The sequence below is a fragment of the Shewanella woodyi ATCC 51908 genome (genome assembly GCF_000019525.1).
Taxonomy (GTDB): domain Bacteria; phylum Pseudomonadota; class Gammaproteobacteria; order Enterobacterales; family Shewanellaceae; genus Shewanella; species Shewanella woodyi.
In genome coordinates, this window is record NC_010506.1 from 5,898,853 (window position 1) to 5,923,393 (window position 24,541).

At 41.1% G+C, this 24,541-nt stretch carries 19 protein-coding genes; 6 read left to right on the forward strand and 13 right to left on the reverse strand.

The window, feature by feature from the left end:
* Nucleotides 1-10 precede the first annotated feature (10 nt).
* From SWOO_RS25185 to SWOO_RS25220, 8 genes are all read right to left on the reverse strand, one after another.
* On the reverse strand, nt 11-394 hold the full coding sequence (locus SWOO_RS25185) for an ATP synthase subunit I (RefSeq protein ID WP_012327470.1): 384 nt from the start codon (nt 392-394) through the stop codon (nt 11-13).
* A 225-nt stretch (nt 395-619) separates the two neighbouring features.
* The gene (locus SWOO_RS25190; RefSeq protein ID WP_012327471.1) at nt 620-1,510 is read right to left on the reverse strand and encodes a ParB/RepB/Spo0J family partition protein; all 891 of its coding nucleotides are present in this window, start codon (nt 1,508-1,510) and stop codon (nt 620-622) included.
* A gap of 15 nt (nt 1,511-1,525) precedes the next feature.
* On the reverse strand, nt 1,526-2,317 hold the full coding sequence (locus tag SWOO_RS25195; protein ID WP_012327472.1) for a ParA family protein: 792 nt from the start codon (nt 2,315-2,317) through the stop codon (nt 1,526-1,528).
* Between the two features lie 90 nt (nt 2,318-2,407).
* The gene (gene rsmG, locus SWOO_RS25200; RefSeq protein ID WP_012327473.1) at nt 2,408-3,028 is read right to left on the reverse strand and encodes a 16S rRNA (guanine(527)-N(7))-methyltransferase RsmG; all 621 of its coding nucleotides are present in this window, start codon (nt 3,026-3,028) and stop codon (nt 2,408-2,410) included.
* A gap of 111 nt (nt 3,029-3,139) precedes the next feature.
* A complete protein-coding gene (gene mnmG / locus SWOO_RS25205; RefSeq protein ID WP_012327474.1) occupies nt 3,140-5,032 on the reverse strand; it encodes a tRNA uridine-5-carboxymethylaminomethyl(34) synthesis enzyme MnmG in 1,893 nt (630 codons plus the stop codon).
* 459 nt (nt 5,033-5,491) lie between these two features.
* A complete protein-coding gene (gene mioC, locus SWOO_RS25210) occupies nt 5,492-5,932 on the reverse strand; it encodes an FMN-binding protein MioC (RefSeq protein ID WP_041417850.1) in 441 nt (146 codons plus the stop codon).
* Between the two features lie 201 nt (nt 5,933-6,133).
* Nucleotides 6,134-6,946, reverse strand: coding sequence for a bifunctional 2-polyprenyl-6-hydroxyphenol methylase/3-demethylubiquinol 3-O-methyltransferase UbiG (gene ubiG, locus SWOO_RS25215; protein ID WP_012327476.1), 813 nt, complete (start codon nt 6,944-6,946; stop codon nt 6,134-6,136).
* Nucleotides 6,947-7,107: 161 nt separating this feature from the next.
* A complete protein-coding gene (locus tag SWOO_RS25220; protein WP_012327477.1) occupies nt 7,108-7,749 on the reverse strand; it encodes a LysE family translocator in 642 nt (213 codons plus the stop codon).
* Nucleotides 7,750-8,420: 671 nt separating this feature from the next.
* Between SWOO_RS25220 and SWOO_RS26420 the strand changes: the two genes are divergently transcribed.
* The 3 genes from SWOO_RS26420 to SWOO_RS25230 all read left to right on the forward strand — a co-directional run bounded on the left by SWOO_RS26420 (nt 8,421) and on the right by SWOO_RS25230 (nt 11,877).
* The gene (locus SWOO_RS26420) at nt 8,421-8,552 is read left to right on the forward strand and encodes a hypothetical protein (RefSeq protein ID WP_258955850.1); all 132 of its coding nucleotides are present in this window, start codon (nt 8,421-8,423) and stop codon (nt 8,550-8,552) included.
* 163 nt (nt 8,553-8,715) lie between these two features.
* Entirely contained in the window at nt 8,716-10,080 is a 1,365-nt protein-coding gene (locus SWOO_RS25225) for an alanine/glycine:cation symporter family protein (protein WP_012327478.1), read from the forward strand.
* A gap of 618 nt (nt 10,081-10,698) precedes the next feature.
* Complete coding sequence (locus SWOO_RS25230; protein ID WP_012327479.1) at nt 10,699-11,877, forward strand: winged helix-turn-helix domain-containing protein; 1,179 nt, start codon at nt 10,699-10,701, stop codon at nt 11,875-11,877.
* Nucleotides 11,878-12,588: 711 nt separating this feature from the next.
* Here the strand turns inward: SWOO_RS25230 and SWOO_RS25235 are convergent.
* The 5 genes from SWOO_RS25235 to SWOO_RS25255 all read right to left on the reverse strand — a co-directional run bounded on the left by SWOO_RS25235 (nt 12,589) and on the right by SWOO_RS25255 (nt 21,922).
* The gene (locus tag SWOO_RS25235; RefSeq protein ID WP_012327480.1) at nt 12,589-13,857 is read right to left on the reverse strand and encodes a NupC/NupG family nucleoside CNT transporter; all 1,269 of its coding nucleotides are present in this window, start codon (nt 13,855-13,857) and stop codon (nt 12,589-12,591) included.
* A 179-nt stretch (nt 13,858-14,036) separates the two neighbouring features.
* The gene (locus tag SWOO_RS25240) at nt 14,037-14,876 is read right to left on the reverse strand and encodes a 5'-methylthioadenosine/S-adenosylhomocysteine nucleosidase (RefSeq protein WP_012327481.1); all 840 of its coding nucleotides are present in this window, start codon (nt 14,874-14,876) and stop codon (nt 14,037-14,039) included.
* Between the two features lie 1,146 nt (nt 14,877-16,022).
* Nucleotides 16,023-18,365, reverse strand: coding sequence for a DUF2357 domain-containing protein (locus SWOO_RS25245; RefSeq protein ID WP_012327482.1), 2,343 nt, complete (start codon nt 18,363-18,365; stop codon nt 16,023-16,025).
* A gap of 26 nt (nt 18,366-18,391) precedes the next feature.
* Nucleotides 18,392-20,659, reverse strand: a complete 2,268-nt coding sequence (locus tag SWOO_RS26340) for a hypothetical protein (RefSeq protein WP_012327483.1) — start codon at nt 20,657-20,659, stop codon at nt 18,392-18,394.
* A 12-nt stretch (nt 20,660-20,671) separates the two neighbouring features.
* The gene (locus SWOO_RS25255; RefSeq protein ID WP_012327484.1) at nt 20,672-21,922 is read right to left on the reverse strand and encodes a DNA cytosine methyltransferase; all 1,251 of its coding nucleotides are present in this window, start codon (nt 21,920-21,922) and stop codon (nt 20,672-20,674) included.
* 350 nt (nt 21,923-22,272) lie between these two features.
* Here SWOO_RS25255 and SWOO_RS25260 point away from each other — a divergent pair, with 350 nt between their 5' ends.
* The 3 genes from SWOO_RS25260 to SWOO_RS25270 all read left to right on the forward strand — a co-directional run bounded on the left by SWOO_RS25260 (nt 22,273) and on the right by SWOO_RS25270 (nt 24,535).
* The gene (locus SWOO_RS25260; protein ID WP_012327485.1) at nt 22,273-22,833 is read left to right on the forward strand and encodes a DUF2913 family protein; all 561 of its coding nucleotides are present in this window, start codon (nt 22,273-22,275) and stop codon (nt 22,831-22,833) included.
* A 64-nt stretch (nt 22,834-22,897) separates the two neighbouring features.
* Nucleotides 22,898-23,290 (forward strand): hypothetical protein, encoded by a 393-nt coding sequence (locus tag SWOO_RS25265; protein WP_012327486.1) that lies wholly within the window; start codon nt 22,898-22,900, stop codon nt 23,288-23,290.
* Between the two features lie 813 nt (nt 23,291-24,103).
* Nucleotides 24,104-24,535, forward strand: coding sequence for a DUF417 family protein (locus SWOO_RS25270; protein WP_012327487.1), 432 nt, complete (start codon nt 24,104-24,106; stop codon nt 24,533-24,535).
* Nucleotides 24,536-24,541: the final 6 nt, after the last annotated feature.

Consider the following 24,541-nt stretch of genomic DNA (forward strand, 5'->3'; position numbering starts at 1 on the left):
TTCATCCCACTTAACTTTGCTTGAAATATAAAGGAGCTGTCCAATGCACGATTAACGCTAAGGTATAACAAACAAAAAGTGGCATAAAACCAATTTCCATATTGATAAACACTAGTGAAAACATTGCTATTGTAAGCAGCAACTTTACCGCTTCCCCCCAGTAAAAAGTCTTAACGACCTTTCCAGCTGAACTTGCTCCCGTGTGGGAAAAAGCGAGGGTTGCGAATACAAAATTAGGGAGTACAGCAATGGCGCCACCTGCTAATGCAGATAAACCATACTGAGCTCCCCACGTGGCGAAAAAGAAAATAGAAGCACCCCCAGCAACCGCCGCCTGCATCAATACCAATTTATAGGCTGACCATCGGCCACGGCGTGCTAAAACCTTACTCAATTTACCTTCTCCGCATTAAGGCTTTATTGTTTCGATGACCGGATCACAATATCCAAAAAATACCGAACAACAAAAAAGCTTGCGAAAGTATACCTTTTCGGGCCTTCAAAGCAAGTTTAAGCTGAGGAAAATCGACTCTTTTAACGTGATCTACGACCAAAGATGCAAAAGTCTAAAACTAACAGATGTCACAAAGTTACATAATATAGCGGTAACATGAGTTTTTTAACCGATTTTGCTGATAATGCCGTCTAATTCAGCGAGATCTTGATAGTTTATTACTAATTTACCTTTACCTTTCTTATTATGGGTAATGGAAACCTTCGCACCTAACCTCTCAATTAATTGGCTTTCCAAGCGCGCGACATCGTGATCTTTTGCAGGTTTATCTGCAATTTCAGGTGGGTTTAAGGTTTTATTAACTAAGCGTTCAGTTTCACGAACAGTTAATTCTTTTGCGGCAACCATTCTGGCAATAACGGTCTGTTCTTCGCCATCAATAGCCAGTAAAGCACGAGCATGGCCCATATCGATATCACCATACTCTAACATACGCTTAACAGGCTCATTGAGACCATTGAGACGAAGCAGGTTAGAAACCGTGGCACGTGATTTGCCCACAGCATCGGCGATTAATTGATGGGTAAGATTAAACTCCTGCATCAATCGTTCGAGGGCGATAGCCTCCTCCATCGCATTGAGATCTTCACGTTGAATGTTCTCAATAAGCGCGATAACAACAGCAGATTCATCAGGCACCTGTTTAACAATACAGGGCACTTTACTCAACTTTGCTAGCTGAGCTGCGCGCCAGCGACGTTCACCGGCAATAATCTCGTACATAGTAGGCGAGACTTTACGCACTAAAATAGGTTGAATAACACCTTGGGCTTTTATCGACTCAGATAGCTCATCCAGAGCCTCCGGCGACATATCTTTACGTGGCTGATATTTTCCCGACTGCATCATGTCTACATCTAGCATGATAAGGTCATCGTTCTTAATATCTTGATCCGTTGAGTCACTCTGTCCTTGATTTAACTTAGCACTCGCAGCGCTACTGGTGCTGAGAAGTGCGTCTAGGCCTTTGCCTAAACCACGCTTTTTAACTGTCATTTCCATAGCCCTAAATTACGCCTGTTCGCCCTGAAGGTCATGCTGCTCAGCACGACGAATAATCTCACCTGCCAGTGACAGGTATGCTTTTGCGCCCGCACTGGATTTATCATAATACATTGCCGGAGCACCAAAACTTGGTGCTTCAGCGAGTCGTACATTCCTTGGTATAACCGTACGATAAACTTTTTCACCAAAATGCTGTTTAAGTTGATCAGAAACATCATTGGCTAAACGATTACGGGGATCATACATGGTACGTAAAATCCCTTCGATGCAGAGACCAGGGTTAACCATGGCTCCAATTTTACTGATGGTATCCATCAATGCAGTCAGACCTTCCAGTGCATAATACTCACACTGCATAGGCACTAACACAGAGTCGGCAGCCGACATGGCATTCACCGTCAACATATTCAGTGATGGCGGACAATCAATAAAGATAAAGTCGTACTCATCTTTTACAGGTGCCAATGCATTGCGTAATCTGATCTCTCGGGCAAAGAACTCCATCAACTTGATCTCAGCTGCCGTCACATCACCATTACCAGCAATCAGATCATACTTACCGCTGGTATCTCGGTAGACAACTTCATCGAAAGACTTCTCATCGACCAACAACTCATAGGCTGTATTTTCAACACTGTACTTATCGATACCGCTTCCCATGGTCGCATTGCCTTGAGGATCGAGATCTATCAGTAATACCTTACGCTTTGTGGCGGCTAAAGATGCGGCTAAATTGACGCAAGTTGTTGTTTTTCCCACACCACCTTTCTGGTTAGCTACGGCAATCACTTTACCCACAATACCATCCTGTATGTCACTTTCTGCTATTCAACACTGTTGAAACCAATACCAAGTTGCTTGAACCACTAAAGAAATGCAACTTTATCGCTATTTTTTAATCACTCTTAAAAGGTGTCTTTGCTCATCAAGACGAGGAACCTGAAGCTCAATAATATCAGTAACTTCAAATCCTTGTGGAATGTTAGCCATCTCATTATCGGCTAATTGCCCCTTTAGAGCATAGTAACAACCCGTTTCAGATGGTAGGTGATGACACCAATGCAGCATATCCTCAATAGAAGCAAACGCACGGCTAAGCACACCATCAAATTTAACCTCTGGCTCAAAAGCTTCAACTCGACTTTCGACTGAGCTGATATTGTGGATACCAAGTTCATGCTGAACCTGCTTTTGAAAACGGATCCGCTTACCTAAACTGTCTAGCAATACAAAGGATCGCTCTGGATTCATAATAGCTAACGGGATCCCAGGTAAACCAGGTCCAGTGCCAACATCGATAAAACGCTCACCCACAAGATGCTTAGACACAGCTAAGCTGTCCATAATATGGCGGATCAACATCTGCTGCGGATCACGGATAGAGGTCAGGTTATAAGCTTTATTCCACTTGTTGAGCATCTCAACAAAACCAACAAGCTGTTTTTTCTGCTCTGTGGTTGCAGACAGATTCATTTCAGCCAGATACTCATCTAATTGGGCAGATAACACAGGGTAGATCCTTAATTACGTATGACTAAAAACAGTATTATTGACATTATGAAGTGCCAGAAACAGTAAGGGAAGCGCTATTGGCTTCCCTTAGAAGTAAATCAGATATATTTATGAAGCTTTTTTACGTAATAGGCCGCGACGTTTCAGGTGTACTAACAAAATAGAGATAGCTGCTGGTGTCATACCAGAGATTCTCGACGCCTGACCTATGGTTTCAGGTTTATGGTCGTTAAGCTTAGCGATCACCTCGTTCGACAAACCTGGTACCTCTTGATAATCAAGATCTAGAGGTAAGCCTGTGGTCTCATGGCGAATCGCTTTATCGATCTCATCCTGTTGACGTTGGATATAACCTGAATACTTAACCTGGATCTGCACCTGCTCAGCGGCACGTGGATCATCAAGTCCAGGACCAAAGCCTTCTAATGACATCAACTTAGGGTAATCCATCTCAGGACGACGCAGCAGATCTTCAAAAGAAGCTTCACGTGAAATAGGTGTATTCAGTTCAGGGTTTAATACATCAATCAAAGGTGAATTAGGGTGAACCCATTGACTACGAAGACGTTGCAGTTCAAGTTCTATCGATTCACGCTTTTCGCTAAATTTAGCCCAACGCTCATCATCGACTAAGCCAATTTCACGTCCTTTTTCAGTTAGACGTAGATCGGCGTTATCTTCGCGAAGCAGTAAACGGTATTCCGCACGGCTAGTGAACATACGGTAAGGCTCTTTGGTTCCCAGCGTCGAAAGGTCGTCAACCAAAACCCCAAGATAGGCTTCATCACGGCGTGGGCACCAGATCTCTTTGCCTTGAACCTGCAGTGATGCATTCATCCCCGCTAGAAGTCCTTGTGCTCCCGCTTCTTCATAACCGGTCGTACCGTTAATCTGTCCAGCGAAGAAGAGGCCATCGATAGATTTGGTCTCAAGTGAGTTTTTCAGATCCCTTGGATCAAAGTAATCATACTCGATCGCATAACCTGGGCGGATAATCTCAGCGTTTTCCATCCCCTTGATTGAGCGAACAAGGTTTAACTGTACATCGAACGGTAAACTCGTAGAGATACCATTAGGGTAGATCTCATTAGTGTTTAAGCCTTCAGGTTCGATAAAGATCTGATGAGATGACTTATCGGCAAAACGGTGGATCTTATCTTCGATAGAGGGGCAGTAGCGTGGGCCAACACCTTCAATCACTCCTGAATACATAGGACTTCTATCGAGACCACCACGAATAATATCGTGAGTTTTCTCATTGGTATGAGTCACAAAGCATGAGATCTGCTTAGGATGTTGACTCACATCACCGATAAATGACATCACAGGTAGAGGCGTATCGCCTTTCTGCTCGGTCATCAGGTCAAAATTTATGGTATTGGCATCGATTCTAGGTGGAGTACCTGTTTTTAATCGACCAATACGGATCGGCAGTTCACGTAGACGATCGGCCAGTGCGATCGATGGTGGATCACCCGCTCGTCCACCACTGTAGTTCTGCATACCGATATGGATTTTACCACTGAGGAAAGTCCCCGCGGTCAATACCACTGCTGGTGCTTCAAATGCTAATCCCATCTGAGTCACAACACCTGTCACTCGTCCGTTCTCAACAATCAAGTCATCTACGGCTTGCTGAAATAATCTAAGGTTAGGCTGATTTTGTAGGATCTCTTGGATTTTAGCTCGATATAGCGCTCTATCTGCTTGAGCACGTGTGGCTCTTACCGCAGGTCCCTTGCTTGAGTTAAGGGTTCTGAATTGAATACCAGCATAGTCAGTAGCAATTGCCATTGCACCGCCTAAGGCATCAATCTCTTTTACCAAGTGTCCCTTACCGATCCCGCCAATAGCTGGATTGCAAGACATCTGTCCTAAGGTGTCGATGTTATGCGTCAGCAGTAGAGTTTTAGAACCCATTCTTGCTGCGGCTAATGCTGCTTCAGTACCAGCATGACCACCACCGATAACAATGACATCGAACCTTTCATGAAAATGCATGAGTAAACCTTAAATTTAAACTTTAGTAGATAACGAACAAACTGTGAATTTGAGCCGAGTATTTTAGCACCTGAACAGACCTTGGTGAAAGATCAATTTCACTCTGGAGATCCACTGAAGATCTGCTTAATAGATCTTAAGATCTTTATATAGATCCTTTATTATGTTTACTATTAGGATCGCTGTTTTCTGTGGGTAATCGTTTTTTCTATTTAAAATCAACAGTTAATTGCGATCAGATCCTGTGATCTATTTAAGATCTAACTGACTTAAGCTTGGGGATAGATCGGCTACTTATCCACAAGGTGGATCATTAAGCAGATCGGATGTGGATCAATACAGAGTTTGATCAGATCAAAATAATACCTTATCCACACATTTATCATTTTAGATCGTAATATGTGGATAAAGTAGATCTAATCTGTGAGTTGATCTTAGCTTTATACCTAAAAACTGATCTTAAAGTCGATCTTGCCACTGAGATAACCAAGTAAGCGCTGGGTCTTCGGGGATCGAGTCGTATTGAACATCGATCTGGATCTTATCCACATAAACTTGTGCACCGCAATCCTGCATTGCTTGAGCTAATTTTTCCGGCCCTTCACAAAAAGTATCGTAACTTGAATCTCCGATCGCACAGATGGCAAATTTTGTCTTAGATAGATCCGGATTTTTAGCGAAGATCTCGCTTAAAAATGGGGCTAAATTGTCGGGAAGATCGCCGGCTCCATGTGTTGAAGATACGATTAACCAGAGTGATTCTGTATCTAGATCTTGTAGTTTTGGAGCCATATGGAGCTGGTTTTCATGGCCTAATCCGCTTAATTGCGCGGCTATCTCATCGGCCACATACTCTGCGTTGCCTAAGGTTGTACCTATTAATATCTCTATTTTTGACATGGGAACTCTCATTTTCCGGCAATAAAGCGGCTGTTTATCGCCATTTCTGCTCAATATTTGAGGTCATCATAAGGGAAAACAGAGGTAGGGTTGCTTTTTTAAAGGTAAATATGGGAGTAAAGAGGAAAAATAGAGCAAAAAAACGCATATCTCGTAGCAAAAGCTTAGATTATTGGCTGGTTTGTACCGTTTAAAGGGGGGCTATTTAGGTTTGTAGGCGTAAGAAAGGTAGTTTACATCGGTATTAGAGGTGATGCTCCACTGTTTAGTGAACGGGTTAAAACTCATCCCTTGGCTTGTTATCGGGGTTAATCCATTAGCCGAGATCATGGTATTTATCTCCTTTGGCGTTACAAAATAGTGCCAATCATGGGTGCCGATAGGGAGGTATCTCATCACGTACTCGGCGCCAATAATACCTATTACATAGGATTTAATGGTGCGGTTTAGTGTTGCCATAATAAGAATGCCGCCTGGCTTTACCAACTCACAGCAGGTTTTAATCAGGGCTTGTTGATCTTCTACATGCTCAATAACTTCGGTATTCAGAACCACATCGTAGTGCTTTGAACCTATTCTATCGCTTTGATTATTGGCGATATTTATTGGTTGTTTGGCTAATAGATCTTCTGCCAAGCAGTGCTGATAATTAATATTAATGTTATTTTTTTCAGCATGTTGTCTAGCTAAATCAATGTTATAGCAACTGGCATCGATACCAGTTACATGGGCACCTTGTTTAGATAAAGGCTCGCAAAGTAAGCCAACACCGCAGCCAATATCGAGCATTGTAAGGTCATTAAAGGGGATGTCTTGGGTGAGATCTCGTTTGAAATGTTCGGCGATCATCATCTGGATCGCAGTTAAGCGAGTTAAATTAAAGGCTAAAACGTGTTTGAATTTACCTTGGGGATCGCGCCACTCTTCAGCGAGGGCATCAAATTTAGCGATCTCCTCATGGGATTTTAACCCCTTTGCTAACCTTCGAGGTGTTAACCGACTCTTATCTAACATCAACGACTACCAATTTGATCTGTTTCAGTTCAAGAGTATATACGTATCAAATGGAGATTAGTTCACTATTGTATAGAGGGGATTTGGTTAAAAGGAAGTTGAATTGAGAGGAGTAGGCAGGCCTTTGGCTCTGCCTAGATGTATTATACCCAAACCATATATTAGCTCATGGTCTGTACTTGAGAGGCCAGTAACCAGATGGCTAAGGTGAAGAAGATCAGTCCCATAAACTTGTTCTGATTGGCTCTAAACTTCTCATTTTTCAGTAGCGGTTTTCCTAAGCTTCCCACCATGCCCACCAGCAAGAGATTAAACAGTAATCCCATCACATTTAGCAGTAGACCCAATGCCAGCATCTGTTCGCCTGAGCTGGCCGTTAACTCTGCCGACACGAATTGGGGCAGAAACAGCACAAAAAACAGCAGGGCCTTAGGGTTGAGCAGATTGCTGAATACGGCGCGGCGATAGAGAATTTTAGCTAAATTATTATCCTGAGCCACCTCGGGAGCATCAATAGGCCCAGCACGCATGCAATCCCAGCCCATCTTTAATAGATAAGCGCCGCCTAATATGCGCAGTAGCTGCAGTGCCATCGGGTTCATGGCGATTAAGGCTGAAACTCCCATTGCCGCTAACAGGGTGAGCAGTAATCCTGAGGTGGCATTGCCAAGACTGGCATAAAGACCTACTTTTTTGCCATAACTAAGGCTTGAACTGGCGATTAACAACATGTCAGGGCCAGGGATCAAAAGTAGCGCTATAACGGTTGTGATATAGAGAGGGAGTAGAGCGAGATCGATCATCAAAAATGCACTGGTATTTAAAGAAGCGGGGATTCTACTCTTATTTGCTGTTTTTTACAGCGAGTTCTGCTTCGACTGATTGATAAGTGCTCAAAAAGTGTCAAAAAGGGCAATGACAGAAGATTTACCGCTATTTATGATGATCGGTTTAGATTTAATTTGAATAGTTAAAGAGTTTTTTAAAACTTTTTAAAAATAGATACTCCCTAAACTTGTAGCCCTTAAGCCTGCACAGTTTTGCATTGGCCTACCTCATTACTTGCCATTATCTTATGGTTTGCGGTGATAAGGTTCGCTAATTAAAGGTGAGCTTATCTTGTCATTCGACTTAACTGATAGAGGACGGAATATTTTTAACATACTGTTTATCTGTCTATTTATTTTAGTTTTTACTTATATTTTATTAAAGGAGTTGAAGCTAAGAGGAGGGTTAAGGTGTGATAGCTAAGAGCTGAAAGCATAAAATATTTGGGTAGTTTATGCTTGTGATTAAGTTAAATTGTCAGCTTAAAAAATGTTCAAAAAAATGACGTTCTAGCGAGTTTTTGACGTATTTTAAAAGGGTCAATAATGGAAAAAACATGAATAAAATCGGCAAGATATTGACAGTGTTTTCTTCATAATTTGTCAGTTATATTTACTGTGTCAGAGTAAAATTATGAGTCGCTATTATGTTTCGCAACCTGTGTTACGCCGTTATCTGTTACGCCATCTGGCTAACTTACCAAGACCTGTCTGCGTATTTAGATACGCCATCAGAAGAGGTGGCTCAACTTGAACAAGAGCTAAATGATAATGGTTAGAGCCTGTCATCCTGAACAAGCTTCAAGATGACACTGCAAGAGTCATTGGGTTTTAAGTTCTAACCTCCACTTATATATTCCCCTCTAACCACTTACTGTTTGTTAATTCATCTGTTTATCTATAGCTTGGGCTTATATCTCAAATAGCTACATTAGGTTAACTATGACGTTAGCATCCATCTCTGCTGAATTTGCCGATCTTGCTTGGGGACCACATATGTTGGTGCTCTTAGTGGGGGGCGGGCTCTTCTTTATTCTCTACTCTCGCTTTATCCCTTTTAGATATCTGGGTCATGCAGTGGCTATTGTTCGAGGCAAACACCCTGATAAGGGGGCTGTTGGCCATATCAGCCACGCCGGTGCACTCTCCAGTGCTATGGCTGGTACTGTGGGAATGGGCAATATTGGTAGTGTGGCAGTGGCGATCGTGGTGGGTGGCCCAGGGGCTATTTTCTGGATGTGGATCAGCGCCATTGTTGGTATGGCGACCAAGTTTTTTACCTGTACTCTCGCCATTATGTATCGAGGCAAAGATGAAAACGGCCAAGTGCAGGGCGGCCCCATGTACATTATTACTCAGGGGCTAGGGAAAAAGTGGCACTTCTTAGCGGTCTTTTTCTGTGTGGTTGGTTTAGTGGGTAATTTCCCTCTGTTTAATACCAATCAGCTGGTTCAAATTCTCAAAGAGTGGCTGATCATCAAGCCAGGTTTCTATGGTGAAGATCAACCCACTTTTTGGTTAGATCTCTCCATGGGAATTGTTGTTATGTTTCTCGTGGCAAGCGTGATCTTAGGGGGAATAAAGCGGATAGCCAGCGTGGCATCCAGTGTTGTGCCAACCATGATACTGCTTTATATGAGCTGCGCTTTTTATGTTATCGCTACCCATATTGAGGAGATCCCCGGATATTTTAGTCTAATTGTAGAGCAAGCTTTCTCACTCAACTCAGTGGGCGGCGGCATACTGGGCACCATGTTGATCGGCATCCGCCGCGCTGCGTTCTCTAATGAAGCGGGAATAGGTACAGAAGTGATGGCACATGGCAGTGCGAAAACCAGTGAGCCCGTGAAAGAGGGCTTAGTTGCCATGTTGGGCCCAGCTATCGATACCTTGCTGGTCTGCAGCGCCACTGCGATGATCATATTGATTTCTGGCGTATGGCAGACCACTGATGTATCCGGCGTTAGTTTATCTGCCAGAGCCTTTGAGTCGACTATGCCGGGAGTGGGACCTTACTTACTGATAGTCTGTGTGTTCTTTTTTAGTATCAGTACCATCTTTACCCAAGCCTTTTACGGCGGCCAATGTTTTAGTTTTCTGTTTGGGGCCAAGCGAGTGAAGTATTACCAATACTTCTTCCTGCTGGCTATCTTGTTTGCCGCGACAGCGACCTTAGATGAGATAGTTAATATTATCGATGGTGCTTACGCCTTAATGGCGATACCCACTATGGTCTCAGCGCTATTGCTGGCACCTAAGGTGAAAGCGGCTGCAGATGATTACTTTGCTCGATTAAACAAAAGGTAATTTAGCTTTAGCGATGAAGCTATATCATCGCTTTGAGTGTTCCATTAAATTTTTGATGTTTGATTGATTCTTGGTAACCAAAGCTTCATTGGTATTTATCGCCTCCAGCGGGGTTATGTGCAGATGCTTCTGCGAGACGCCGCGAGCACTATCCCTGTGGGCTCTGCGATGAAATCTGACCTACAGGGATAGTAGGAAATGCCGAATAATGAAGGGAATATTATCGGCCTTGTCATCGAAGCTCGCAGCTGCATCTACACTGGTTGATAAGCCTGAGGTCAATTCTTCTATTTGGCTTTTTTATTTTTGTTTTGCTTTTCTCTGAGATCTCCGTGTTCTTTGTGGTGGATAGCTTTACTTCTTTGAAACTTACTTTGCTTTGGAATGTAATAATCGTATCTGCACTTGGTGGTAAATCTAAAAGAACTTCTTCGGCTTACCTTTTTCCGAGTACTCCGTGTTCTCCGTGGTAAAAAGCTATTACGTATTGAAATATCATCTTCGGTTTAAGTTTATTCTACATAAGGTTATATTTTTGATGACCGATATTTTTGGTGTTTTAAAGTCGTGCTTTTTCAACTTTGATACCAATAAATTTTAATTTATTGAAGGGGAATGATGTCGAGTCCATATTCAGCGAATGAGTGGTTACAGCTCAATCTGCAACAGCAGGGCTTGCTTACACCTGCTGATTCAGTCAGTAAAGCTGTAGAGCAGTTGAGTTATGTGCAGATAGATTCCATCAATGTGGTGGAGCGGGCGCACCACCATGTACTCTTTAATCGAATCTCTGACTATCAAACATCGATGTTGGACTCTGCCATGGCCAAGAGTGAGATATTTGAATATTGGTCCCATGCCGCTGCTTATCTGCCAATTGAAGATTTTCGCTTTAGTCTGTGGCAGAAACAACAACTAAAGCAGGGCGGTAAGCACTGGTTTGAGCCTGAGCATAAGGTGATGCGGGAGGTAAAAGCTAAAATTGCAGCTGAAGGACCACTAAAAGCCAGCCATTTTACCAATACTTCAAAAGCTGCCACTACAGGTTGGTGGGATTGGAAACCGGCTAAGCGTGCGTTAGAGCAGTTGTTTATGCATGGCGATCTTATGGTGGCGCAGCGGGATAAATTTCAAAAGGTCTATGATCTGACCGAGCGGATATTACCCTCTCATATCGATATGCAGCTGCCCGATGACACTGAGTTTGCCCGCTACCTTATCTATCGTTATTTAACCGCCCATGGTTTCGGCACTGTGCAGCAGATGGTTTATCTGCGTAAAAAGATTAAACCTAGCTTAGTTAAAACCCTTAATGAGCTGTGTTTAGCAGGTGAAGTAGCCCGCTTTACTGAGTCCGGTTTAGAGTACTTCTATCTGCCCCACCAGCAGCTATTAACCTCACTACCAGATCGTGTCTGGCTGCTAAACCCCTTCGATAACTTAGTGATCCAGCGGCAGCGATTGAATCAGCTATTTGACTTCAATTATCAAATAGAAGTTTACGTACCCGCTGCCAAACGGCAATTTGGTTATTACTCGTTACCAATACTCTGGCGAGATCGCTTTATTGGCCGAGTCGATGTTAAGGCAGAGCGAAAACAAGGAGTGCTTTTACTGCAGAAACTCACCATAGAGGAGGGCGCTTTTAGCACTAGCGCAACTAGTTCTGAGCTTGAGGAGTTTATCGCTGCGTTTAGGTTAGCGGTTGATGAGTATGCCGCGTTTAACAAGTGCGATGAGTGGGAGTTGGTTGAAACTAATCTGTTTAATGACTTGTTGATTAACAAGGGGAGGTAGCTTCAACGATGAAGCTATATCATCGTTTTTATTATCACATTCCCATTTGGGTTTTGATACTTGGTTGATACTTGGTTGATACTTGGTCGATAGTTGTGAACCATGGCTTCATTGATATTTATTGCTTGCAGCAGGTGCTGTATATGGATATACGAATGTCGTGATCACATGGATGTGAATGAACGCCCTCATGTGTAGGTAAGCTCTCGGGACGCTGTGAAGCTATCTGACTTACATGGTCTTAAGCGTTCCTGACGCTTTAAAGACATTTCCCATATCCTTATGGGTCAGAGTAGGAAATGCAGAAAAATGTACGACTGAATGGATTCAGGAGGTAGAGTAACGCAGGGAGCAGTTACCGAGGGAACATTTTCTGCCATGGCCGCTTCACGAAAACCAATAACGTCCATGTTAAAAGGCCAGTTCGATATCCCTATCTCTCGTTCGAAGAGTATTACTTCGTAATACCTCACCATGTTTTCGAGACCCTCTTGCCTACCTACACCTATTTATAAAAGCAGTGCATCTCTTCGATTTTGCTTTTCTCCGAGATCTCCGTGTTTTCTGTGGTGGATAGCTTACTCACTTTGCTTGGTGGTAAATCTAAAAGAGCTTCTTCGATTTAGGTCATCTCTAAACAGAGTGTTGAGCTGTGTTTAGAGATGGCCGACTAATGGCTTGTGTTCAAACTAACAAATGAGAATCGGCTGATTAAGCAAGACTCATAAACAAACCAGCAATGGTTGCTGCCATCAAGTTCGACAAGATACCCGCAAATAATGCCTTTAAACCTAATGATGCAATTTCAGAGCGGCGCTCTGGCACCAAGCCGCCAATTCCGGCAATCGCAATCGCTATCGTACCTAAGTTAGCAAAGCCACACAGTGCAAATGATAGGATCACTTGGGTGCGTTCAGACATAGGTAAGCCTGTAGCCTCAACAATCATGTCACCGTTTAGATATGGTGCTAAGTTGATATAAGCAAAGAACTCGTTGATAACAATTTTTTGGCCGATAAACGAGCCAGCTAATAGTGCTTCATCCCAGGTCACACCCATTAACCAAGCAATAGGTGCAAATAGATAGCCAAGGATCAGCTGTAAGCTTAGGCCATCAAAGCCAAACCAATTACCAATACCACCTATCATGCCATTCATTAGCGCTACTAAACTGACAAAAGCAAATAGCATTGCGCCCACAGCCATGGCTAATGACAAACCATTCATGGTGCCGGTTGTTGCTGCGTCAATAATATTGGCAGGTGGGTTTTCCTCTACAACCGTTAGGTCTTGATCGTTTATTTTTTCAGTTTGCGGGATTAATAACTTAGCAAACAGTAAGCCACCAGGAGCGGCCATAAACGAAGCCGCCAAAAGATATTCCATCTTAATCCCAAGCTGGGCATAACCGGCTAGCATGGTGCCAGCAATCGAGGCTAAACCACCACACATTACTGCAAACAGCTCTGCACGGTTCATCTTAGGGATATAAGGCTTAATCAGCAGTGGTGCCTCTGTCACACCTAAGAAGATGTTGGCACTGGCAGACATAGACTCTGCTTTACTCGTATTTAGGATTTTTTGCAGTGCGCCTCCAACAGTGCGAACCACCCATTGCATAATTCCGAGATAGTACAGCACCGCTGAAATAGCCGAGAAAAACACGATAATAGGCAGAACTTTAAAGGCGACAACAAATCCACCTGGGCCAAACAATTCATACATTTTATCGCTAACAAGGCCGCCAAACATAAACGACATACCTTCGTTACTGTAGCCAATCACGGTCGAAACGGCTTCTGCCATATTTAAAATAACGGCTTGGCCGAATGATGAATAGATGACAAACGCACCCATTATAAGTTGCAGTAAAAACGCCAGTCCAACCGTGCGGTAATTAATGGCTTTACGGTTTTCAGACGCAAGAAAAGCCACTGAAAGCAGGGCGATGATGCCAACAATACTGATTAATATTTGCATGTATTTTGTCTATTGATATCTAAGTTAAAGAAAGGGATTCACTTGAAATCAGGCCTATATTTAGCCTGATTAAGCGTTAAATTAAACTATTCTAGGCAAGCGTCAGCGGGCGGGAATACCAAAGGTATTCCCGTTACTTAAGGCTCTGTAAAATAGCCTGTTAATTAGTAAAACCGGCTTTAAAAGGTTTTGATTAATGCCTTGATGACATCAAGCACATAAACCTGACAATCAATCGCTGTTTGCGGCTCAAAGTCTTGCTTATGTTGGTCGGTATTAGACAGTACGCGAATACTCACAAAAGGCAGTTTGTAAGCCTCGGCAACTTGCGCAGCCGCAGAGGTTTCCATCTCTTCAACTGAGGTGCCCATGGTTTCGTGGAACCAGTTAATACGGTCAACTTCACGGTTCCATTCATCACAGCTACCAATTCTACCCACTACCACTTTGCCTTGGGTGTAACTGCTTGCTTGAGACAGGGCTATTTCAACTAAGGTAGGGTCAGCTTTAAAGTGATTGTGCTCAACCACAACGCCGTTTTCACGCAGGTACATTGGCATATCGAAGTTCTGCCAAGTTGTTGGGTGTATGCCTTGGCCTTTTTCAACAAACTCAATTTTGTAAGCGCCCATATTAAAGCTGGTTTCACCAATCACTATATCTGAGCGAAACAGCTTTGGATCGTGGCCACCAGAAGTGCCCTGATTGATGATAACTTTTGGTTGGTAGTGCTCAATCCCTAATGTTGTAGATGCGGCCGCATTGGCCAAACCAATCTCGGTACGCGAGACCACAACAGGATACCCATCTAATAGGCCTTCCCAGAAAGTCCATGAGCCAAATGTCTTCTGTTTTACATCGCCTAGAGCTGCAACAAGGTTCTCGACTTCAACGTCCATCGCGCCTTGAACTAGGATTGGGTTTTGCATTTCAGTAGTTAATTTTACAGTGTCTGGCTTTTGCTGATTTAGGTGTTCAGAGTGTAGCTTTTCAGTTAGTAGCTGCTCGTGAGTTGGCATGACAAATAACTTCAAATGGAAAGTGCGCGGATATTAGCAATGGGATATAGGCCAAACAACGAAATGAAAAGTAAAATACTTGTTGCCGTTTAGGTGAGCTAAAAATTGTCTAATTACTAGCTGAAATATCTAATTTTTAAGTATTGTTAATACTTGTTTTGTAAAGATATTTCAAAAGGTGCTTATTCGTTGAGCACCCAGAGTTAGCCAGTGACTTTAAATTAGAAAACAGTATTCAAAAAAACACGCTATTGAGCAGGGGAAATTGGGGGCTGTAATGTAGCCTAGTTAAGGCTGGAGAGTGAGGAGGCGGGATTAAATCTGGAATTTAGTTGGATAAGGGAGAGATGAAATTACACCAATTGAGGTAAACAAGTGGCATAAAACCACTCGTTTGATTATTTGGAGTTAGGCTGCTTGGACATTTTCACCACCATGAATATGGCTAAATCGAATAGCACTTCTTCGATTTAAGTGATCTCTAAACAGATCATTGAGTTGTTGTATTTTTGATGACCGATTACTTCATCAATTAACCAATTTGTTTAGTGACTTGTTGGTTAACAAGTTACGCAAGTAACTTTTTAAAGTTAGGTTGTTAGCCTTGGATATTTCTTATATTGGCTGGGTTAATAGTTAAGCATTACTGTTATCTTATCTATCGCCTCCAGCGGGGTTAGTTAACTTCAGCGATGAAGTTATATCATCGTTTTACTGGCAGATTCCCATTTAGATTTAATACTTGGTAGACTGTTGGAAACCATAGCTTTATTGGTGTTTATTGCTTGCAGCAGGGTTGATTAGCTTCAACGATGAAGCTATTTTATCGCTTTAACTATCTAATCTAATTTGGTTTTTTTACTTAGTCGATAATTGGGAACCAAAACCTTATTGATGTTAATCGCCTCCAGCGGGGCTATGTGTAGACACTTCTGCGAGACGCCACGAGCACAATCCCTGTGGGCTCTGCGATGACTTCCATGTCATCGAAGCTCGCAGCCGTATCTACACCTTATCTCTAAAAAGCAGTGAATCTCTTCGATTTTGCTTTTTTCCGAGATCTCCGTGTTCTCTGTGGTGGATAGGTTTAGCCTGTGCTGTAAGCCAATGCTGAGTTAGGTGCGGACTATTAGTCACATTTGCCTGCTACCAAGTTTCATCAAGTTCTGCGTAGAGCTGATATGAATCTGTTATATCATCCCAATTACTAATTACATCAAGGTACTCAGCTTTAGTTAGCTTAAACTTGAAATGCTCTTCATAGGGAATCTCTAGTTTGTTCTTGAGAGGGGTTGGCTCACCAGTAAATTCAAATAACCAATATAGGCGTTCATCACTGCTAACTTTACCTGTCAAGTTATCATCTATGTTGTGCCTTGGTAGCAGTTTTACATTAGCAACGCGATAAAGGTATCGGCCATACTGCGTATTATCAGTTGGGTTATCTCTTACGGTCACGATAAAGTAACGCACTTCACGGATAATATTTCGATGTACATTTTGGCGGTTGGTCGCTAATAGCTGGGTATGGTAACCCTTTAATGTGCCAGATCTTGCCTGTTGTATATAGGCGTTACCACGGTTGATCTCATTAAGAGGCGCTATCATGGTTAAGCCGTTATGACGAATAGCATTTTGACCATAGGGTGGTATACGTGCAGCATCCTCCACAAAATAGTAATCATTGCTTCGCTTCTGATAAGCTGATTTTGGCCCACCCAGCTTCTGTTTAAGGTAACTTTGCAACCACAAACGGTGACTTGATGAGTCCGGAGCATCAGGAAGTAAGGCAAAAGCACCTATACCTATTTGTTCTATTGCCTCTTGGTAGGGGTTTTCATCTTTTATTTGATCACAAAATCCAGGATATAAAGCGAATGCTCCCATTACAGGGCGGCTTTTTATTGGCTTTTCATTGTCACTTTGTTGCTGGTGAATGATGGCATCTCGGTAGCGATGCATCTGGTTTATTGCATCTTCTGGTACCGCGTCTTTCCCCTTAATTTGGTAATTATCAATTCGATACTTAGCATCGAATAAAATTAAGAATGATTCACCATTTGTTAGCGTTACCTGTACGACAATATCTGGGCGCTGATTAGCAAGCCAAGTGCGAGTTTCAGTGCCTTTAGGTGAAAAAGAAGGCTCGTGAGCGAGTTTAATTACCATGCCATCACAATCACGTTTAAACTCAAATGCAGCCGCCATTCCATCTTTACTAAACTGTTTTTCAAACTGAACTTGCTTTAATCTGGATAGTTCGCGTTTCTGCTCTTGAAAACCAAGGCTTTTAATTACTTCCATCACTTCAACAAAACACCAGATCTCATAGAGTTCGGCTATCGATTTGACTGAAATGTCAGAATGACCATTGGCTTTATTTAAGTAGTGTTTTAACTGTTGCCATACCTTGTAGACCTTGGCATAGCCAGTTCTTTGCTGGAGTACTTTGGACTCACTACTTAGTCCATTAAAGTTGCCCACTTCGCGCCAAAGTTGTTGTTTACTCACCTTACTAAAGCTTTTTTGCCAAGTTTGCAGCTGTTTAATAAACGAGTTGGAAACTTTTGTGTTTTTCTCGTTATTTATCGCTGTAATCAACGATCTTAATTTATCGGAAGTGCTATTAATCACCATTTTTATGAAACGATTTTCAGGGGTATCAACAGCTAACTTTTTATAACCAATATTGATGCGTGGATCGGTAATACCTGCTTTCATCAGCTGCTGAGCTTTTTCAAGTTGTTTTGGTTTTAACCGTTTGCTGACTCGATCTAATTTCTGCTGCTTGGTAAATGCCTGCAATCGGTTATGAGGGGCATTGATGATCTGTTTTACGCCAAGTTGTAGCTCCTCTACTAGGCGTTCAAACTGTGCTAGCCAAAATAGTTCAAACTTATCAACACTGCGGTTACTCTTATCCACCTGTTGAAAGGTTTTACTGCTTAAACTATAACGCCATAGCGGATAAACATTATCAATGGCGTTATTGATTAAGGATAGATCTTGCTCCACCACCATCTTAGTTGCAAAGATATTAAAGCTAATTTTTACTGAGCACGGATTGCCATTTACTTGATAATCTAATTTAAAGCTACAGCGTCCTATATCATTGCCAAAATTGAGCGCAGCTTGAAGTGCATTACCGTTTCGGTTTAAGTAAAAAGCGTCTTCAATTAACTGGTGTTTGTGATTAACAGCAGCTGAGTTTTTGGTCACATGCTCTTTAAATTCAATTTCAAATCTATATTGACGATTTTCAAAAAAGAAAGGCTGCTCTAAAGGCGACTCATCATCAAATATAGCCTTATATGCTCCTTTAAAATCTTCTGCTAAAACAGCAATTTCATTATCTGCAGGCTTATTGGCTTCACGTTGTGAGTAGGTATGGGACAGTTTTTTTAACGGGCTCAAGATATCATCACAATTTACATAAACAGTAAAGTCATCATGTTCAAGCTTGATGGTAGCGCGTTTACTTGTTGTCATCGCTATCGATTATTCCTACAGCGCTATTATGGCCAGAATGAAGTAAAACCAGAGGTTAATTGAGCCGTCATTGTTTCAATCTTTTTATATGAACGACAGCCTGTTTCTAGCACTTTTTCATCAGCAGAATCATTGAATGCTCTATACAGATCTGGGCGCTGATTTTGCCAAATATCCTTAAGCTCGCTTTCTAATACAAGTGCAAGTTGCTCAAGTAAGTTACCTTCATTGCGACTTGCGAGCTTATCTTCATCTCCCTCAATGCGTGGCAACACCTTACACATTAAAAAGTCATCAAATACTGCCTGCAGCTCATGATCTGTCTTTGGTGCAAAGCTAATCACTGATAAACACAACTCATTAAAGGCACGGAATGCTAGCTCAAATGCAGTTCCTTTTAATACCTCATTGACTGCTTTAAAAAATAAAGTAGATTTTTTTGCATCGCTATCCGCCTCAACTGCCTTAAACAGCTCAAGTTTAGCGTGGCTATAGACAGGGTAACTTAATGGCTTGGCTATTTTTTTTGATTCAAAGAAATCATCAATATCATTTGGGAAGAACTCGCCAAAATCAAAGCTGAGTGCACGGTCGATCACTTTACGGGAAAAACCATGGGTGGTTTCGTCCATATTGACTGTACCAGCGACAATTAAGTTAAAGGGGATGCCGATGCCATACTTTTTAAACAGTAGCCAAGCGTTGTCATAATTATCACCTTCAAACCCAAGCTGCTTACGTAGCGAATCTGTATAGTCTGGATGACTGATTGTAGTTGCGCTTAACAGTGCATCACAGGCATAAGTGAAGTCATCTTCGGTCCACTGCCACTCTCTAGTTTCAATAACTGACAAGTAATCAGCAAAATACTGTTCAACTGGTGCAAGGTTCATTTCATCTAAACAGAGCCAGTAAGGCAAAATAGCATTCAATGAGCCGCTATCACCTTGGACAACCAATTTAATATCACCAGTTTTCTCATCTGTTTGCTCTTTCACCACTAAATCTGAATCAATAATTGCGCGCCATGATTTAGCTATAAATTCGATCACATCGGTGCTGACATATTCAACCTTTTTATTGAGACGAGATACATAACCTAAAAGATCGCTTGGTTCATGCCAATCTGGACGCACCGAGGTTAAACAGTAGGTTTCACTTAACGAGCCACTCGCTTTGACTTGTTCACGTACAAAGCGGGTTTTACCTGTACCAGATATACCAGCGAGAAGTAGGAAGGGTTTTGATAGTGCAGTAAAAGAGCTGGTGCCGTTGAAAATTAATATGTAGCGGCCTTCTTTTAACAAAATTTGATAATCGTTATATAAATTATTAAATAGTGGCATTAGGGACTGAATGTCCAGCCTTGATTCTGTTCCATCGGTCCATTGATTAGACAAATAATAATACAAGTCATTTACAAAAAATGGTGACTCAAAAAATCTAAGTTTTCCACCTGTCTTTAAGTCTTCAGTTTCAAGCTTAACCTTAGAAGCTTTAAAAAAAGAAGTTAAGCGGTATACACCATCCTCTAAATTATAGCTTCCATGCTCATTATTTTTATCTACTAAAGAGCTAAATATTTTACCATGGTGTCCGCGTTTAACTAATAGTGACAATAACTTAAACACAAACTCTGATCTTGATGATTCAGAGAGAATATTACCTCCCTCCGACTTATTTCCTGTATAAGTGGCTACTTTTTCACAGGCAAATACTGACTTTAAACTTTCACTTTCAGAAAATTGTTTTGCTATCTCTGCAATTGCTACCTGAGTTTCTGCTAATAAGTTACCAGCCTTTAATATTGGTGATATGAAAAAGTCTTCTCTATCAATAGTTTTACCTCCGCCCCAGCTAGGATAATTGGATGTAAAGTTGCGAAATAGTTCTAAATCATCCTGTGATAAATTCTGTGCATAAAAGTAGCTTTCTATTTGTTTGTCAAAGTCTCTTGAACCGCCTCTTAAAGCTTTAGCTATCTCTTGTAAATTCTCACCAGTAAATATATTAGAAAATAATTTCTGGTGATTATTTAACCCTTCAAGAAACTCAGATAGTTCATAGGCGATATAAAACCAAAAGTTAGATAAATATATAGATTTATCTGTAGAAGTTGTTATTTTTGTCGAATACTCAGCCCACTCTACCGCTGTATAACCACCAGCTTTATTAGTTTTGATGAAATTCTCATAAGCAAAGTTAAATTCTTGAGATAACCTTACATCTGAAAATGATACTGATTGCATCACTTTATTTAAATATTCAAACTTTTCAGATAAATTTATGAGCATTAACTAACTCCGTTAAATGATTTTTTTTATTTCTTTGGCTAAAGCATCAATTACAGGGACTGAAACGCTATTACCAAACTGCTTATAGGCTTGAGTTTTTGATGCACTAAATGCAAACTCTTCAGGAAAACCTTGTAGTCTTGCTGCCTCTCTTGGACTAATCTTTCTAGGATTTCTTCCCTCTTGATCTAGAAGAATCTCACTACCATCCTTGTAGTAGCGGGCGGAAATAGTGTTGGTATATTCACTCTCTGGTGAAACTAAACCGTAGCCAAACCCTTTACCCTTAGCTTTATTCTCAATTTTTCTTCGCTTATGACCTGCCCATAGCTTGTCAGATATGGTTAACTTTTCACAAGGCTCACTCTCTAATATATCGGCAACCTTCGTATCCTTACCTGATGGTTTTGGATATTGGAATTGTTCAATAAGACCGTCTTTCCATAAAATAATATATATACGCTGTCTGTTTTGAGGCACACCAAAATCAACAGACCTCATTACCATTTTTTTAGCTTCTATTTGGATCTGTTTAGCTGTGCCGTGCTCTATCAACTCTTTCGAAATATTACAGCTATAGCCTATGTCTGTTAGGGTTTTCAATATAACCTTTAATGTATACCCTTTATCGTGACTGACTAGACCTTTAACATTCTCTAAAAGTGCAAATTTCGGCTGTTTCTCTTCGATAATACGCGCAATATTATGGAAGAGCGTCCCTCGAGTATCTTCTATTCCCAACTTAAGACCTGCATGTGAAAATGGCTGACAAGGAAAACCAGCAAGTAATACATCGTGATCAGGGATATGAGTCGGATTTATCGCTGTAATGTCACCAAATGGAAGCTCACCATGATTAGTCTGATAAGTTGCTTGCGCATGCTTATCAAATTCAGATGAAAAGACACAAGCACCATCATTTTGTTGAAACCCTAAGCGTACTCCTCCAATCCCAGCAAATAGGTCAATGAATTTGAATTTTGAATCAATGACAGGTTTTAATTTTTGATGGTCAAAGACAAGTTCGAAAAACTGTTCTTTATTGATAAAGATCGCAGCTTCAGATAGAAGCAATTTAACCTCTGTCTTTAGCTGTTTTGGATCTGACTTGATATGATCGCAAAAAAACTCACTCTCTGTTGCTAACGCATGAAGCCACTGATCTACTAATGCTTTAGGCTCTGTACCTTCAGGTACATGTGGCAGCACCATAGGTTCTATTAAAATTTTTGCTTGTTCGAGTGAATTTGGATCAGTTTTCATTAATAGTTACTACAATAATTTTTTGTGATGAGTAGTAGTTAATTGCCACTAAAACTCTGTATGTGTTTGTATTTGTTCTTAATGTGTGGTTTATCTAGACTTGTTGTTAATTACTTAAGAATTATGATCATTAAATGATGTAGTTTGATAAACACTGGGTGTTGATTCAATTTTACTTAGAAATCAATATACATTAAAAATGAGCTTCATCTTATCAACTAGTGATAAATCCACAAGTGATACCTTGTTAAACCTAGGTACTTGAACAATTTTTATGTATTGCCTACATAGAAGTCAAAGGTGCTTTGATTTACACATTGCATTAAGGTTTTAATACAAAATCAAAGGTAATGATTATTAGTAATATTTTTCAAGTGTTTACGGATAATGCTATCTTACACTTATACTTAGAACTGTCTGATAGGGGTGGGTTCTCCACTCATGAACATCGGAATCAGATTTTAGTACGGTTTATTAAAAAATCCTTAAAAAATCAAAAGTATAAGATTATTAGAAAAGAACTGAAGCGTTTGTTACATGTAAGAGGGAATACCTCCATTTCTTTAGAGAGTAGGCTTTGGGACTTTAAAATTGTTAGTGATAAAAGTAAGTCAGACTTAAGGCATTTGTATGATCTTTTAGAGTATCTAAACCTAGATTTAGGTTTAGAGTCTCGGTTTTTTATCGATGAGCCCGATGAGAAATTTATCAGTATGAAACAATATGAAGTAGAAAACTGTTTCAATAAGAAAGGAGAACAATTAACCCCGATTTCAATGACTATCGAAACTGCAAAGCTGGATAAAGTGATTGACTATATAAGTCAAAAATCACCTTTTACAGTCGAAATTGCTTCTAGTTCCAGTAAGTGCTTTTTTATAGTCATATATCTGTTTTTAAATAATAAATAATAAATTTTCACTGTTTATTACAGGCTATAATTAAGTAAGAAAAGTCTGCTCAGGAAGTTAAGCTATGCTTCAATACAAGCAAGAGTTTGGTGAAGGTTTTGAACTGGGGTTTGAGCTTGGTCATTTCCCCTTTCTTCAAGATAAGAGCTGGCACAATGATGTGTGTCCAAGCTTTATGTTTAAGGCCCTGATCGACCTAAATAACCCAGACCTAAACCAAAGTAAGCAAAAGGAACAATACCTAGTATTGTGGGTTGATTATGAGAATGGAGGTGATCGTGAGAACACTACTACGAGCCGCTACTCTATTGTTACTGCGACTAATCTAGGTTCATTGCATGAACCAGAGATTTATCATAATGAAAGCAGTATCACTGTTTTTGAAGCCGAAGATCCCAAAGCCTTAACCCAATATCTCTCAGCACTCTCGACCCTCTCTATTTCGGAAACCAGTTAAGCTTCTCTAATCTTTACCTCTGTGAACTCCGTGTAGCGAAGGTCAATAACGTTCTTGTTTAACAGCCAGTTCGCTATCCCTAGCTCTCGTTCATTTGCACGTAGCTTTGCTACATTCACCGTGGTGAGAATGCTCCTATTTGTGTATCAAGATAAAAGCTATTTACCACAGAGGGCCGGAGGACTTGGAGAACAGCGAAATCGAAGAGGCAGTTTTGGTTTTCCCTCCAATCTTTACCTCTATGTTGACTCTTATCTTATGTTTCCACTCGAAACTTGCAGCGTAGCGCCCTAGAAGTGAGCCTGTGAAGGTTCTCGCAGGGCAACGCTGCTCCTTTCTAATATAAAGATAAAAGCTATCTACCACGGAGAACACAGAGGGAGCGGAGAAAAGCAAAATCGAAGAGATAACCTTTTGCTTTACCAGCAGGTGTAGATACGGCTATGACCGTTGGTAGCATGGATGCTACCGTCGAACCTCCATGGAAGGATTTACGGTGTGTCATCGAAGTATCGACACATAACCCCGCTGGAGGCGATAAATACCAATAAGGTTATGGTTTCCAATTACCAACCAAGTATCAAAACTTAAATGGGAATGAGAAAGTAAAAACGATGATATAGCTTCATCGCTGAAGCTAACAAGGTTTGATTACCTTTAATCCACCAAGTACCGAATAAGCCAAATGAAACCAAAAGCTAACCAAAAAAATATTTGATCAACTTGTTATTCGACAAGTTGAAAGATTTTTTTGATTACAGCTGTCTCATTCATTGCTACTTAATCGAAGTAGTGTCTTTGGGATTAAATACGATGAAAACAACAAATTTTGGCTATCTGTTTGGTGTGCTAGGTGTATCTTTGGTGTTGCTGTGGTTGGGCGTTTATAAGTTCACTGCTACTGAGGCTAAGTTGATTGAGCCCTTGATAGTGAACCACCCCTTGTTAAGTTGGGTTTACCAAGTGCTCTCTGTACAAACGGTTTCGAATCTTATTGGCTCGGTTGAAATTCTTGTAGGCATAGGCCTGCTGTTGGGATTTAAAAACGCAAAAGTCGGTTTGGTATCTGGGCTATCTGCTGTGGGTATTTTTGTAGTGACACTCAGTTTTATGCTGACAACACCGGATACCTGGAAAGTCTCAGATGGCGTGCTGATCACTAACTTCTTTCTGCTTAAAGATTGGGTGTTTCTTGCCATCGCAATCATGGTGGTTGAAACACATCGAGGCGCATTAAAGGGATAGTTGCTA

Excerpts from the sequence above, each read along its gene's own strand:
- SWOO_RS25190 (WP_012327471.1), bottom strand. The coding sequence starts at position 1,510 with ATGACAGTTAAAAAGCGTGGTTTAGGCAAAGGCCTAGACGCACTTCTC.
- mnmG (WP_012327474.1), bottom strand. The coding sequence starts at position 5,032 with ATGCATTTTCATGAAAGGTTCGATGTCATTGTTATCGGTGGTGGTCAT.
- mioC (WP_041417850.1), bottom strand. The coding sequence starts at position 5,932 with ATGTCAAAAATAGAGATATTAATAGGTACAACCTTAGGCAACGCAGAG.
- ubiG (WP_012327476.1), bottom strand. The coding sequence starts at position 6,946 with ATGTTAGATAAGAGTCGGTTAACACCTCGAAGGTTAGCAAAGGGGTTA.
- SWOO_RS25220 (WP_012327477.1), bottom strand. The coding sequence starts at position 7,749 with ATGATCGATCTCGCTCTACTCCCTCTCTATATCACAACCGTTATAGCG.
- SWOO_RS26420 (WP_258955850.1), top strand. The coding sequence starts at position 8,421 with ATGTTTCGCAACCTGTGTTACGCCGTTATCTGTTACGCCATCTGGCTA.
- SWOO_RS25225 (WP_012327478.1), top strand. The coding sequence starts at position 8,716 with ATGACGTTAGCATCCATCTCTGCTGAATTTGCCGATCTTGCTTGGGGA.
- SWOO_RS25230 (WP_012327479.1), top strand. The coding sequence starts at position 10,699 with ATGTCGAGTCCATATTCAGCGAATGAGTGGTTACAGCTCAATCTGCAA.
- SWOO_RS25235 (WP_012327480.1), bottom strand. The coding sequence starts at position 13,857 with ATGCAAATATTAATCAGTATTGTTGGCATCATCGCCCTGCTTTCAGTG.
- SWOO_RS25240 (WP_012327481.1), bottom strand. The coding sequence starts at position 14,876 with ATGCCAACTCACGAGCAGCTACTAACTGAAAAGCTACACTCTGAACAC.
- SWOO_RS25245 (WP_012327482.1), bottom strand. The coding sequence starts at position 18,365 with ATGACAACAAGTAAACGCGCTACCATCAAGCTTGAACATGATGACTTT.
- SWOO_RS26340 (WP_012327483.1), bottom strand. The coding sequence starts at position 20,659 with ATGCTCATAAATTTATCTGAAAAGTTTGAATATTTAAATAAAGTGATG.
- SWOO_RS25255 (WP_012327484.1), bottom strand. The coding sequence starts at position 21,922 with ATGAAAACTGATCCAAATTCACTCGAACAAGCAAAAATTTTAATAGAA.
- SWOO_RS25260 (WP_012327485.1), top strand. The coding sequence starts at position 22,273 with ATGATTATTAGTAATATTTTTCAAGTGTTTACGGATAATGCTATCTTA.
- SWOO_RS25265 (WP_012327486.1), top strand. The coding sequence starts at position 22,898 with ATGCTTCAATACAAGCAAGAGTTTGGTGAAGGTTTTGAACTGGGGTTT.
- SWOO_RS25270 (WP_012327487.1), top strand. The coding sequence starts at position 24,104 with ATGAAAACAACAAATTTTGGCTATCTGTTTGGTGTGCTAGGTGTATCT.